The 12,478-nt window shown below is 57.7% G+C and carries 11 protein-coding genes and 2 pseudogenes; 10 read left to right on the top strand and 3 right to left on the bottom strand.

Annotated elements, in window-relative coordinates; all coding sequences use genetic code 11:
* The first annotated feature begins 96 nt into the window (after positions 1-96).
* Genes ACN6NG_RS09765 through ACN6NG_RS09750 form a run of 4 tightly spaced genes read left to right on the top strand, consistent with a single transcriptional unit; the run spans position 97 to position 4,273 of the window.
* Positions 97-1,068, top strand: a complete 972-nt coding sequence (locus ACN6NG_RS09765; RefSeq protein WP_474313981.1) for a TIGR03756 family integrating conjugative element protein — start codon at positions 97-99, stop codon at positions 1,066-1,068.
* The gene (locus tag ACN6NG_RS09760; protein ID WP_044046985.1) at positions 1,068-2,423 is read left to right on the top strand and encodes an integrating conjugative element protein; all 1,356 of its coding nucleotides are present in this window, start codon (positions 1,068-1,070) and stop codon (positions 2,421-2,423) included. The genes ACN6NG_RS09765 and ACN6NG_RS09760 overlap by 1 nt, the downstream gene beginning before the upstream one ends.
* Positions 2,420-2,725, top strand: coding sequence for a hypothetical protein (locus ACN6NG_RS09755; RefSeq protein WP_474313702.1), 306 nt, complete (start codon positions 2,420-2,422; stop codon positions 2,723-2,725). Before ACN6NG_RS09760 ends, ACN6NG_RS09755 begins: the two co-directional genes overlap by 4 nt.
* A gap of 9 nt (positions 2,726-2,734) precedes the next feature.
* Entirely contained in the window at positions 2,735-4,273 is a 1,539-nt protein-coding gene (locus ACN6NG_RS09750; protein ID WP_013972280.1) for a conjugal transfer protein TraG N-terminal domain-containing protein, read from the top strand.
* Positions 4,274-4,277: 4 nt separating this feature from the next.
* On the opposite strand, the gene ACN6NG_RS09745 is transcribed toward ACN6NG_RS09750, so the two are convergent.
* Positions 4,278-4,637 (bottom strand): hypothetical protein, encoded by a 360-nt coding sequence (locus tag ACN6NG_RS09745; RefSeq protein ID WP_044046983.1) that lies wholly within the window; start codon positions 4,635-4,637, stop codon positions 4,278-4,280.
* A gap of 457 nt (positions 4,638-5,094) precedes the next feature.
* Between ACN6NG_RS09745 and ACN6NG_RS09740 the strand changes: the two genes are divergently transcribed.
* Positions 5,095-5,460 (top strand): DUF3085 domain-containing protein, encoded by a 366-nt coding sequence (locus tag ACN6NG_RS09740; RefSeq protein ID WP_044046982.1) that lies wholly within the window; start codon positions 5,095-5,097, stop codon positions 5,458-5,460.
* A 711-nt stretch (positions 5,461-6,171) separates the two neighbouring features.
* On the top strand, positions 6,172-7,110 hold the full coding sequence (locus ACN6NG_RS09735) for an ArdC family protein (protein WP_013972278.1): 939 nt from the start codon (positions 6,172-6,174) through the stop codon (positions 7,108-7,110).
* An 86-nt stretch (positions 7,111-7,196) separates the two neighbouring features.
* Here the strand turns inward: ACN6NG_RS09735 and ACN6NG_RS09730 are convergent, their stop codons facing one another.
* Positions 7,197-7,562 carry a histone-like nucleoid-structuring protein, MvaT/MvaU family gene (locus ACN6NG_RS09730; protein ID WP_013972277.1) on the bottom strand — a complete coding sequence of 122 codons (366 nt, stop codon included), beginning with the start codon at positions 7,560-7,562 and terminating at the stop codon, positions 7,197-7,199.
* 127 nt (positions 7,563-7,689) lie between these two features.
* The gene (locus ACN6NG_RS09725) at positions 7,690-7,884 is read right to left on the bottom strand and encodes a DUF7740 domain-containing protein (protein ID WP_013972276.1); all 195 of its coding nucleotides are present in this window, start codon (positions 7,882-7,884) and stop codon (positions 7,690-7,692) included.
* 221 nt (positions 7,885-8,105) lie between these two features.
* Here ACN6NG_RS09725 and mobH point away from each other — a divergent pair, with 221 nt between their 5' ends.
* The 4 genes and pseudogenes from mobH to ACN6NG_RS09705 all read left to right on the top strand — a co-directional run.
* Positions 8,106-9,833: a MobH family relaxase gene (mobH, locus tag ACN6NG_RS09720; protein WP_474313699.1), complete on the top strand. Its 1,728-nt coding sequence runs from the start codon at positions 8,106-8,108 to the stop codon at positions 9,831-9,833.
* Between the two features lie 177 nt (positions 9,834-10,010).
* Positions 10,011-10,121: pseudogene (locus ACN6NG_RS09715) on the top strand (IS5/IS1182 family transposase); the annotation flags it as partial.
* A 181-nt stretch (positions 10,122-10,302) separates the two neighbouring features.
* Positions 10,303-11,043 carry a sulfite exporter TauE/SafE family protein gene (locus ACN6NG_RS09710; RefSeq protein WP_044046981.1) on the top strand — a complete coding sequence of 247 codons (741 nt, stop codon included), beginning with the start codon at positions 10,303-10,305 and terminating at the stop codon, positions 11,041-11,043.
* Positions 11,044-12,312: 1,269 nt separating this feature from the next.
* Positions 12,313-12,478, top strand: a pseudogene (locus ACN6NG_RS09705) (glycine/betaine ABC transporter ATP-binding protein); the annotation flags it as partial.

Raw genomic sequence — 12,478 nt, 5'->3', positions numbered from 1 at the left:
CCAGTCTCGGTTTGTCCGCCCCACTCCTCTGCCTGATCCGTGATGCTGCAACTCGGCGCATGGATGCACACCGTTGCCACTTGCCGAGCGCTGCCGATGAACTTGACCGCCCCATGTCGTACACCACAGCCAAAGAGATCTGGCCGAGGTCGCGGCTTTATCGCGATCGTTTTGCTCGTGGCTGCCGAGCAGTGCCTGGCGATAACCACTCCCTCCATCATTGCCTCGGTCGCGTCGCTGCAGTGTCTGGAGTACCGGATCGTGGGGATCTGCTACTGGCTGCTGTGTACGCCCTTTGGTTGCACGGTGAGAACTTCGCCCAAAGTCCGTCACTTCATTCCTGAGCTGGTGGTGTCGAGCTATTCCGACACCGGCAATAACCCCTGGGGCGAGATGTCCGGTCTTTCGGCACCGACACCCCTGTCGCAAGGCGGGGGCAACCTGATCACACCCTCGCCGCAGCGCAACAACCTGCCCCGCTTCAAGAATGTCGACGGCATCGGGCACCCCGGCGGCGCGGCGCTGACGGCCCTGGCCCGCAGCTTCGGCTATGCATGTCCAAGCGGTGCGGTGCCACTTGCGCCCTATTACCTCAGTACGCTCGATCCGTTGGCTTGGCGCCACGCCATTCCCGAGTCCGTGTACCCGCAGGCGCTTGTCCCGGGCGTGCGCGAAATCGGGAGCCAGGCCCTCGGCAACATGTGGGGCAGCGTCTACCCACGCCAAGGCTTCCTGGTACAGCCCGACGACTTCAAGGCCGCTGCGGTGATGGCGCAGCGCGCCAGCGATTTCATCACCCGTGTCGGCCAGCCACACGTCTATTTGCCGCTGCAGCCGATGCCCTCTCCCGGCTATTGGCCGCCACAGCCGGTGATGGAGAACAACGTCAACAACCACCGTTGGCAGTTGCTCGCACCGATGATGCAGAGCACCTGCGCCATCTTCCCGAGCGCCACCGTCCAGAGTGCCGAGGGCGCCTACGCCTGGTCGTTGTGGCGGCCGTATCGCTGCTGCCAACGCATGGGGCAGACCTTCCTGTTCAGCATCGACTTTGATGGAGGCCAGTGATGAACGCCCTCTCGTTCGGGTTGATATGTCTTTTCGTGTGCACCGCTGGCCACGCCGCCGAGAGTGGCTACCACCTGGGCGACCAGGCCCAGGTGTTGGACGACCGCGTGATGTACACCATCGGTGGCGGATCGGCGGCAGGCGCACCCTCCTCGCTCTACCGCCCCAGCGGACTCGGCGTGGGCCTGTCCTGGCGGGCAAACATGATGTGCGGAAACATGAACCTCTCCAACACCCTGCAGAACCAGCTCAACGGTGCCACCCAGGGTTTCCAGCAGATCATGGGCAACGTCATCCAGAACGCCACCCAGGCGGTGATGTCGCTGCCGGCAATGATCATTCAGCGCGCCAACCCCGGGCTGTACGAGCTGCTGAGCAACGGCGTGCTGCAGGGGCGCATAGACTTTGACCGTTCGAAGCTCACCTGCCAGGCGATGGCGGCGAAGATGGCTGACAAGGTGGACCAGGCCGGTTGGGGAGCACTGGCGCAGAACCAGGAAATGCAGCACAACCTGGAGCAGTCCGACGGTGATGCCGTTACGGCGGTAAAGGACACCGAATCGAACAACGGCAACAACGGCGTCAGCTGGGTCGGCGGGCAGAAAGCCGGCGGTCATGGCCAGGCGCCGATCCGAGTGACCTCGGACGTGGTCAAAGCGGGCTACAACCTGCTGCACAACCGCTCGGTCGAAGACACCTCGGCCGTCGGCTCAAGTTGTCAGAATGGCGCGATCTGCCAGGCCTGGGCGAGTCCCGAGGAGGCTGCCGAATGGGCCACTCGGGTGCTCGGCGAAACCGAGGTCGAGACCTGTGACGATTGCGAGACGCTGCGCGTGAGCGCGGGCGCCGGTCTTACGCCACTGATCCAGGAAACTTACACCCAGCACCTCGAGGGCTTGCAGCGCATGTTGTCAGGCGCAGAGGAGCCCACGCCAGAGAACCTCGGCAAAGTCTCCAGCCCGTTGCTACAGGTTTCGCGCGGCGTGATTGAAGGCCTGCGTGATGACCCCGATCAGAACCTGTTGGCCCGACGTTTGGCCAGCGAGACCGCGCTGTCGAGCGTGATCTACAAAGCGATGCTACTGCAGCGCACGTTGCTCGCCGGTAGCCGTGAGCCCAATGTGGCGTCAACGCAGCCCGCCACCACCGCCCTCAACAGCAACGTCGAAACGCTGGAGCGCGAGATCCGCCTGCTGCAAACGGAGTTGCAAGTGCGCCAAACGCTGGCCACCAATACCGCCAGCCTGGTCCTCGATCGCCACGCCGGCGGCGCCGATGCCTCACGCAATATCGACCAGCGCGAGCCACGCCCAGACCGCCTGCAGCGAGCGGATCAGGGAAGGAGCACGCCATGATGCCGTTTTCTGTGATGAGCTCGGTCGTTCGGGGCCTGCTGATCCTCGGCGTCGTGATGGTCATGTTGCTGATTGCCTCGATGGCGCTGCAATTGAGCGGACCCCAGTTGGAATGGGTCAAGGAGGGACAGGGGAGTACGCCATATCTCGCCTACTGGCGAGCCCTACTGTACACCCTGATTTTCGCCGGCTGGACCGCAGCACTCCGCTTGCGGCCAACCTCGGAAGACCAGCAACGGCTCTTGCGCCTGGGCCTGATCGGCTTCAGCTCGATCATCCTGGTCGAACTGTCGCGCGTATGAGGTGCAGCCATGAACATGAGCACCAACAGCTACCTTGAGTACTACCTGTCGCTGCTGGCCTGGATCATCAACAACGGCATCTGGAACACGCTGGCGGACACCGGGCTGTTCGCTGCTCCGTTTGGGGCGATCATCCTTCAGGAGTGGTTATCCGCCCGCCAACAGGGGGCCGACGAGGGCAACAAGGGCTTGCTGTCGATCCCCCGCGTCGAGAACCGCCTGTGGATGAGCTACATCGTCATCCTGTTTGGCTGCATGCCGTTCTTCCCGTTGAACCTTTCCTCCGTGACCTTCGACGATGCGGCGAGCCAGCGCTGCGGGGTGTCGATGGCCAAGCCCGCGGACACGGCCTGGGGAACTACCTTCAACACCATCGGCGAGAAATCAGCAAATGTGCCGGTGTGGTGGTACCTGGTGCATGCCATGAGCAAGGGCGTTACCGCCGCCGCCACGGCGTCGATCCCCTGCGCACCCGACATTCGTGCAATGCGGATGGAGATCGACAGCTCGCGGATCAACGACCAGGTGCTGCTGCAGGAAGTCGCTGATTTCACCCGCGACTGCTATGGCTATTCGCGCTCGCGGCTGTTTACCAACCGCCCTGAGCTGGACGAGTCGCAGAGCTACGATGCGTCCTGGATTGGTTCGACGTATCTGCTTGACACACCGGGCTACTACGACACGGATCGCTCGCACACGCCCCGGGTTGATTGGCCGTATGACGAAACGCGGGACACCTCCCTGCCCCGGCTGGACAACGGTGCGGGCTACCCTACCTGCAAGCAGTGGTGGAGCGATGCCACGGTCGGCTTGCGCGACCGCCTGGTCGCCGAGGTCGATCCAAACCTGCTCACGCAATTGCGCGGTTGGCTGACCGGACACAGCTCCACCGAAATCGAAAACGCTACCCTGCGTGAACTGGTTAGCCCCCGCCAGCAGTCATTGAGCATGGCGCCTGGTCAGGTGTTCCAGGACTACGGCAGCAGTGCCCGAGGCGGCTCGTTGACGCAGGGGCTCAACAATCTCGCCACCAACACCGGCCTGGCCCTGGGCTCGTTCAGCAACTTCCCGGCGATGAATGCGCTACGCGCTGCACTGCCGATGGTGCAGGCCTTCCTGATCATGGGCACGATCATCAGCTTGCCACTGGTGCTGCTGATCAGTACCTACCAGCTCAAAGCACTCATGACAGTCACCTTCGCGCTTTTCACGCTGCACATGCTGACGTTCTGGTGGGAGCTGGCCCGCTGGATCGACTCGAGCATGCTGGACACGCTGTACCACCAGGTCTCTGTCACGGACCAGGCGCTTTTAACATTACCAACGGCAGGGTTCATGGATGGGACGGTCACCGCGCAGGTGATCGAGTACGTGATGGGGGCGATGTTTTTGGTGCTCCCGATGTTCTTTCTGGGAACCATGAGTTGGGCGGGGTACAACGTTGGCAGCAACGTTCAGAGCCTTCTAACTCAAGGTGCAGAGAGTGCCAAACTCCAAGCTGGGAAGGGAACATCACAAGTTGTTGGAGGCGTACAAAAGCTTAAGTAATCAGTTATCGAAGTGATCCATGTTCGTCGTACATTTCTGGATACTTGAAACGATGCTGAGGATGGCTAACCTCGAATACATCGGGCTCATCATCATTCGCTTCAATAGGCAGCGCGGCAAACGCCCATAGGGCTACCATTCCGACCGCCAGGAAGAATGCTACTGATGCGACAGCAAGCAAAAGAATCACCTTAACAATCTGCATTCCGAGCCGGCGATACCCAAACGGAACGCTCGCCAACATCGGTGAATTCAGCACGCTGGCTTCTAGCTGATTCACCAATCGACCCGCGCGAGTTGCGGCACGAATCAAATACTTGCCGAAAGAAGTACGGCTGGGGTTTGAAGACGCTGGAGTCGCCATTTCCCTACCTCCATTTACTTCACCGCACGTGCGGTCAAACCGCTGTAAACAATTTGGATCCAAGCCTTAGCTTACTCCTCTCCTGCGGATTTCCATGACCGTTGATCACTTGGTTTACGCTGCTGATCGCCAGTGGCACTGCATGGATTGATGCAGTGCACTCTTCTGAAAATCACCATTGACGTTATGCCGTCCCGCTTGATAAACCGGACAGGCAAGCGCTGGAAAACCAGCACCCCAGGTGGCCACAACCTTCAAGGCCACATCACTCCCGTGATGGTTGTCCCAAGGGCGATTAGCGTTCGGCGGCTCGCCCGGTTACCGCTTCCGCGGTGATGAGCGCTCTTTCACATCTGCCTCACGGAGCCCTGCTCCGTTGAAGCTCCTTTTCCATTTCCGTGCTGGGAATTCTTCCCGCATGGGTGGTATTCCTCCGCACTACCTGGAGGAACTCACCATGTTGCGCTTCACAGGAACTGAACTTCATGCTGTTTTGACTGAAGCGGCCGTCATCGGCTGCCGAGTCATCCTGGTCAAAGACCACGGTGTCTACCTCATGTCCGAGTTCGGCGAAAGCAAACCCGACGGAGGTAGCCGCAAACACATTGCCTACGCCATGGGTTGCAACCCTGACGTCGACGACTTTGACGCCTGGTGGAATCGCGCACGCAGTGAATTCGGCGGCGACGATTTTGCCGAGTACTTCGACCTTGATGATCCCGTTCTGGAAAGCCTACGCGGCACCAGCGGGTCGCTCGTAATCGAGGCCACATCCACCCACTTGTACATTGCTGCAGAGATTGCCCCCTCCGGGAAGTCCTGAATGCTCTCGCAACACCCACGATATCCCAGGAAAGCACGAGCCTGTGTTTCTCTGGGATATCGCTCATTTCAATCTCTACGCCAACAACAGCGAGCCATTCATCTGGAATTTTGGGATGGAAAGCCTTCGCTGGAAGCGGCTGGAAACTTGACCTGCTCGGTGCCCTAGGTTGGGCATTGACCCCACGGGCAAGCGCGTTTTAATGCCTAGACACGCTTAGTTCAAAGTGTGAGTTGTGGCGATGGGACTTCCCCCAAGTTGTTCGTGAAGCCATCGCAGGATCAGCTCCCGGGAGGCACCCGTGTCCAGGAAGCACCGCTCCTTACCCGCCATTGTCCTGAGTCCAGGAGTATGGCAATTCATCACCGAGGTTGGTACGGCTACTGACGCAGTCGAGCAATCAGGGCAGCGCTTGCAAGCCGTCTTGGGAATCGCCTTGGCTTCAGTAGGTCGTCGCCACTTGCGCCAATCGCTCGATTTGCTGCTCAGTCAGCCTTCCCAGCGCGAATCGCACTCATCGCCGGCAGCTACTCAGCTACAGGTAAATCAAATCACACCAGCGACCGGCCCTGTTTTTCTTCATATCAGGTTGCCACATGAGATCGGTATGGACATCTCATCGGCCTGAACGCCCGCACTACCACTGTCCACTTACCCCACCGGGAACCCTTCCCGGCCGGGCAGCGTTCCCCTCTTTGACTGGAGAACGTCATGTCCGATATCTACCTAGACGTCACCAACAAGATTGTCAGTGCCCTGAGCCAAGGGGTCATCCCCTGGATCAAACCCTGGACCACTTCAGGTTCCAGTGCTGACGCACCTTTCCCCATTAACGCGATCACTCGGCGACCCTACGCCGGCATCAACATTCCACTGCTGTGGGCCGAAGCCCGCCTGCGCGGGTACCGCCAGGATCGCTGGCTCACCTACAACCAGGCACGGAAAGCCGGTGGTCACATACGCAAGGGCGAACAATCGACCCTCGCAGTACTGTACAAGCCCATGAGCAAGGAAGCACACGACGAAGACGGTCAAGTCGTCCGTGATGAGCAAGGCAACGTCAAGATGGTGCAATTCGCGCTACTGCGGACGCATTGCCTGTTCAACATCGAGCAGACCGAGGGACTACCCATCGAGGAACAGCAGAACGACGAAGGTGAAGATACGATGGCGTTCATCGATCATGCACCTGCCGAGCGACTGTTGGACGCCAGCGGCGCACACATCGAGCATCGGTATGGTGATTCCGCGTTTTATCTACCGATCCGGGATCTCATTCAATTGCCCACCAAGGCCCAGTTCGTGGACGTCGGCAGCTACTACGCGACCGCGCTGCATGAGCTGACGCATTGGTCGGGTCACCACTCCCGCCTCAACCGGGAAGGCATCACGGGCTGTCACGCCTTTGGCTCTGCAGCCTACGCCTTCGAGGAATTGGTCGCGGAGATGGGTGCAGCATTTCTCTGCGCCCTCACCGGCACCCAGGGCGAGCTGCGCCACGAGGAGTACCTGGCGTCCTGGTTGAAGATCCTCAAGGAAGATAAGCGGGCCATCTTCCGCGCCAGCGGTTTGGCGCGAGAGGCATCCGAGTACCTGTTGGCGCTGATGCCGGATCAGGCTACCGAGGCAACGGAACGGCTCACGGCATAACTTTTCACCTTCAATAGAAAGGCCCCAACCGGGGCCTTTGTTTTACCTGCAACGCCAACCATCGGCCGCTGCAATTGAGCAAGTGATTACTGCAGCCAGCTCTCGACGACATCCGAGCCGTGCTCTTGCTTCCACTGCTTGAGGATCTTGTGGTTGCCGCCCTTGGTTTCGACGATCTCGCCGCTGTGCGGATGCTTGTAGCGTTTAACTTCACGCGGCTTGCGCTGAGCGCCGGTGGAGGCGCTGGAAGTGGTCACGCTCACGCCTTTGGACGGGTCAAGAATGGTGATGACCTGGCGCAGGTTCATGCCGTACTGATCCAGCAAGGCCTTGAGTTTTTGTTCGAACTCGATTTCCTGCTTCAGGCCGGAATCGTTTTTCATCGCGTCCAGCTGTTGAAGTTGAGCAGCCAGTTGAGCTTCCAGTGCTTTGAATTCGGCAAGTTTGGACATGTGAAATCTTTCCTAGGGTTGGGGCATGTGAGCCGATATTACCTGATGCACAAGTACTAGCCGAGCGTGAATTGGCTCTTCAGCTAACTTTTCATCCTTCAACATGTCCACATATCTATGTGACTAATCAGTCCGGCAAAAACTGGCAAAGGTGGCCCACTAGTTCACGAGGTGCAGCACTGTTGCCGATCTTGAACAACATGTCGCGCTGACTGCGTGGCAGCTGTTTCGCACAGCGCTTGGCTGCTGATCGAATGGCAGCATCGGTCCCATGAATCCGGTCGGCCAGTAGCACGATTAAAATGGCATCGTTCAACGTCATCAGGCTACCTTCCCCCAAATAGTGCCGAACAGTCTACCTCCCGAAAAAAGGACAGGCCATTCCCGCACCACACGTAACCCGATGCGCCAAGCTTCGAATTTACGCGTTCGCGAAAAGGGCCTAGAGGGTAAAGGATAACGGCAGCAATGGAAGGGGGCACAAGGGTAAGAGCTCTATCCGAAAAGGCAAAAGGACCTTCTGAATGCAAAGCAGGTAATGCGATGAAGCGCTGGTGGTTCAAGCATGAAAAAGGCAATGCTGTGGAGCCCATACTCGCTCCAGCACCCGAGGGATTTCTCCTCCCACTACCCGCCGAATCCCTGCTCTGTGCCGACCACCGGAAAAAGCTGCTGGAGCGCATCTGGCAATACACAGCGCTCTCCGAGCCGCAGTTCAATCAGCTCTACCTTGACCCGATCCGCCGCTACGCCGCCTATGTACAGCAACTCCCTGCCAGCGAAAGTCACCACCATGCCTACCCGGGCGGCATGCTCGACCATGGACTAGAGCTGATGGCCTGCAGCCTGAAGTTGCGCCAATCGTACCTGCTACCCAGCGGCGCCGCGCCAGAAGACCAGGCCGCGCAGGCCGACGCCTGGAGCGCGGCGATTGCCTTCGGCGCCCTGCTCCATGACATTGGCAAGATTGCCGTCGACCTGCAGGTGGAGTATCAGAATGGTGAGGTGTGGCACCCGTGGCACGGTCCTCTGGCCCAGCCCTATCGTTTTCGCTACCTGGCCGGCCGCGACTACAAGCTGCACAGCGCCGCCACGGGGCTGCTGTACACACGGATTTTGACGCCTCTCCAGCTCGACTGGCTCAGCAGCTATCCACTCCTGTGGGGCCACCTACTGTTTCTGCTGGCCAACCACTACGAGCATGCCGGTACCCTCGGGGAACTGGTGCTGCAAGCGGACCGGGTCTCCACCGCGCAGAACATCGGCGCCAACCCCACTAAGGCCCTGCTGGCACCTAAACACTCGTTGCAGCATCACCTGCTCACGGGCCTGCGTCACCTGGTTAAAAACGAGTTCAAATTCAACCAGCCCGGTGCAGCCGGTTGGCTCACCGAAGACCATCTGTGGTTGGTCAGTAAAACCGCCACCGACAAACTGCGCGCCTACCTGCTGGCTCAGACCGTGGATGGCATCCCCTCCTCCAACATCGCCTTGTTCGATGAACTGCAGTCGCATGGATTGGTGGATGCGACACCTGAGGGCAAAGCGGTATGGAATGCCAACGTAACAGACGATGACTGGCAACATCGCTTTACTTTTCTCCGCCTGCAACCGAGCCTGATCTGGGCCGATGCCCCCCGGCCAGACTACTTTAAAGGAACGGTTGAACCGATGATGAAACATCCTCTGCCGGCCGGTGAAACCTGCGAGTCGACTTTGGATCGATCGCAACCAACGCCGGAAAAAAACCAGCCCGTATCCGAGCACCAGAACCAGGATTTTGACTATCTCGACGATTTGATGGACATGTTGCAAGAACCAAGCGAGGTCGAAATTGGACCAAGCGCGGGAAGCCTGCAATCCACCACTGCGTCACCCAAGGATCCCAAGGGGCTGGCCTTCCTCGAATGGCTCCGCGAAGGAGTTCTCAAACATCGCTTGGTGATCAACGACAGCAAGGCCAAGGTCCATACCGTAGAAGGCACTTTTTTCCTAGTCACCCCAGGCATTTTCCAACGCTACGCCGCCGAACACCCCGAGTCAGCCGAAGCAGACTCTCAAAGCGACGCCTGGCGACGAATCCAACATCACTTTGAAAAGCTAGATGCTCATCTGAGAAAGCCTAATAGGCAGAACATTTGGACTTGCACTGTACGAGGCCCGCGGAAAACCACATCCCTCAACGGCTACATCCTGCGTGACGTGAATCTCCTTGGTCTGCCGCCTCCTCCAGATAACCCGTTCCTTTCTCTGCGACCTCCGATGCCCTGAGGATCTTCGTTTGTTGTCCTCCGAGCGACTGAGATCTGACGCGGTACATCGGCCAAGTGAGGTTGCCCACCGAGGTGGCTTTCCTTGAGCGCCTTTGGGGATCCGATCAAGTCAGCACAGGTCATCAGACCTGTGCTGACATAGCCCTCCAATTGCCCTCCACAAGCCCTCCATCCCATGAGTCAGATGAGCTTTTCCGATTTTGAGTACGCCGGTAAGCGCAAGCAAACCCGTCGCGAGCGTTTCCTGGCTGAGATGGAGCAGGTAGTGCCGTGGAGCGGTTTGGTGATTGAACGATGCAAGAAGCCCACGACGCTTATACCTCATGTTTTGAGTCCATCCCCTTCTATCCGAATGGCCCTTTGATCTGCAGACTACCCATCGTCGCTAAAGCTTCGTATCGCCTGACGAGATTAAGCCCCAGCGCCACGTTGATGTAGAACTCCATCGATGATCGGGTGCAGTGAATATGCTTTCTGATTTTGTGCTTGTCTCGCCGTTTGTTACTGCTTATGCCCTTGGTTGCGTTCTAGTAGCTGCGATTGCGCGAGGCTTCTCCGGCTTCGGTTTCACGCTGTTGGCCATCATGTCACTTTCGTTCGCGCTTCCGTTGTCGACGATCGTACCGGCCATATTTATTCTGGAAATTGCAGCCGGCTTGAAGCTATTGCCATCGATATGGGGACAGGTGCACTGGGGCTCCATCCGGGTTCTTGTTATCGCGTCGATCATTGCGACGCCGCTGGGAGCGTATCTGCTTGCTAAGGTACCTGGAGAGTACGTAAGGGTCGTGCTCGCGGTACTCATAATTGCCTGCTGCTTGGCCTTGATCACAGGATTCAAGCTTCAGAGGATGCCATCGTTCATGCAGACTGCTGCAACCGGTGCAGGCGCAGGGGTCCTCAATGGCTCCCTGGGGCTAGGCGGCCCTCCAGTCATCGTTTTCTTCCTTGGCTCTCCGTTGGCGCTGGAGGCAGGACGGGCTTCGATCATCGCAGCTTTTCTTGCAATGGATGTAGCGGCTCTCCCCGCTTTCTGGGCCCTTGATATGTTTGGACCAGAGTCGCTACATCTAGGATTCATGAGCCTGCCAGTGCTGGTACTTGGGGTATGGCTTGGCTCAAGGCTTGCGCAAGGTATAGAGGAAGCAAAGGCCCGAAAGGTCATCATTGTACTGCTGCTGCTTCTCGCATTAGGTAGTTTCCTATAACGGCTCGGCGCCTGGCTAAGGGCTGCAGACTCGCTGAAGTCGCCCGGTCGTCCGCCTTAGTTAAATCAGCACTGCGCCGCTGGGTGAACCAGTTCCGCCGTGAGGAACCTGTCGAATTGCTCTGCTTGGTATTCGATCGTGTTACTACGCATATTGCCATAACCGACGATTTCCGGACGTGCGCGACTGGCACTGCGGGTTTGGATCAAAGAGCTATTTACACAGAGCCGCAGTGCCACAGAGAGTCGACGCACCATGTACGAAGAGGGCATTCAGGTCGGTAGTTTCCAGGTGCAGTTGATGCTCGAAATGAAGCTGTTCAGTAAGCAACCGAGTTCACATGCCTACAAGAAGGCCACAGTTGAGCGCGGTGACACTCCGTACGAGTGGCCTCAAGGCCAGTGGCACTATGTGGCAGCAGTTATCCGCTGCCTCAAGCGCTACATCGCAAGGGAGGTCTACTGCATCCTCCAGAGATGAGAGTGCATCATCAACTAAAGCGCAGTATCCACTTGAAATTTAGAAGGGCGTCCAAGGTAACTAATAGGTAGCCGAGTTTTCGGCTGCGATTGCGGCGCTACCGCTTCAGGCAAAGCATGAGCCGTATAAGTAAATGCCGGGACAATGCGCCCATGGAGCCCTTGTCCGTGAGGAAGCAGTCTACGATCAGACCTTGTAGGTCATGCAAATCCGCTTTGCTGGCTAGCGTCGAAGGGTGCCATTCGATTTTGTCATCAGTACACCGTCAAAAATGTCGATTCAAATTAGTGGAATTCACGACTTAGACTGGCTACCAAGCAGAAGCAGATTACCAGCCCTAGGTTAAATACCAAAACACCATCTGCCACTGTGACTGCATGGCTCTAGACAAAGGTGTGCCTCGCACCGGCGTACCATCACCATGCTAGAGGGTAAAAATGACCGCCCACACTATTTCACATGGTCGAATCGCGAAACAAAAAAACAGTACAGCGTGGTCGGAATGCAGCACCGCTGAAAATCCACATCCGCGCACGCATCGCATGCCTCTAAAAGGCACGACCAACTGCGAACGCACCGTCTAATGCTAACTGCATTTTAATCTGCAGAGGTGCTCAAAAGAGCGAATAAGGACATGCTCACATAAGAATCGCAAGGACCAACCCCAAGCGCAAAACTGACTCACGTTCATATTTGAACAGACTGCCAATAAATTACCGTCTTCGCTGAATAAAAATCATCAGCAAAAACAAATTTTTGGTTATAAGCATAAAAAGAGGTCGTAGTCGTATGAACCAAACCGAAGAAATTCTATCGGTGAAAAACATTTTCAAGGTTTTCGGGCCCAACCCCGACATGGCCATGGAGATGCTCCGCAAGGGGGCCGACAAGAACGAAATCTTCAGCAAGACCGGCCATGTGGTTGGCGTGTTCGATGCCAGCTTTTCCGTCAAGC

It is taken from the genome of Pseudomonas sp. TSO6 (assembly GCF_056098905.1).
Note: the sequence above shows the minus strand (reverse complement) of the source record. Positions and strands in the feature narration are given on the sequence as shown.

Bases quoted from the DNA above. Each gene is read 5' to 3' on its own strand.
- ACN6NG_RS09765 (WP_474313981.1), top strand. From the start codon at position 97: ATGAACTTGACCGCCCCATGTCGTACACCACAGCCAAAGAGATCTGGC.
- ACN6NG_RS09760 (WP_044046985.1), top strand. From the start codon at position 1,068: ATGAACGCCCTCTCGTTCGGGTTGATATGTCTTTTCGTGTGCACCGCT.
- ACN6NG_RS09755 (WP_474313702.1), top strand. From the start codon at position 2,420: ATGATGCCGTTTTCTGTGATGAGCTCGGTCGTTCGGGGCCTGCTGATC.
- ACN6NG_RS09750 (WP_013972280.1), top strand. From the start codon at position 2,735: ATGAACATGAGCACCAACAGCTACCTTGAGTACTACCTGTCGCTGCTG.
- ACN6NG_RS09745 (WP_044046983.1), bottom strand. From the start codon at position 4,637: ATGGCGACTCCAGCGTCTTCAAACCCCAGCCGTACTTCTTTCGGCAAG.
- ACN6NG_RS09740 (WP_044046982.1), top strand. From the start codon at position 5,095: ATGTTGCGCTTCACAGGAACTGAACTTCATGCTGTTTTGACTGAAGCG.
- ACN6NG_RS09735 (WP_013972278.1), top strand. From the start codon at position 6,172: ATGTCCGATATCTACCTAGACGTCACCAACAAGATTGTCAGTGCCCTG.
- ACN6NG_RS09730 (WP_013972277.1), bottom strand. From the start codon at position 7,562: ATGTCCAAACTTGCCGAATTCAAAGCACTGGAAGCTCAACTGGCTGCT.
- ACN6NG_RS09725 (WP_013972276.1), bottom strand. From the start codon at position 7,884: ATGACGTTGAACGATGCCATTTTAATCGTGCTACTGGCCGACCGGATT.
- mobH (WP_474313699.1), top strand. From the start codon at position 8,106: ATGAAGCGCTGGTGGTTCAAGCATGAAAAAGGCAATGCTGTGGAGCCC.
- ACN6NG_RS09710 (WP_044046981.1), top strand. From the start codon at position 10,303: ATGCTTTCTGATTTTGTGCTTGTCTCGCCGTTTGTTACTGCTTATGCC.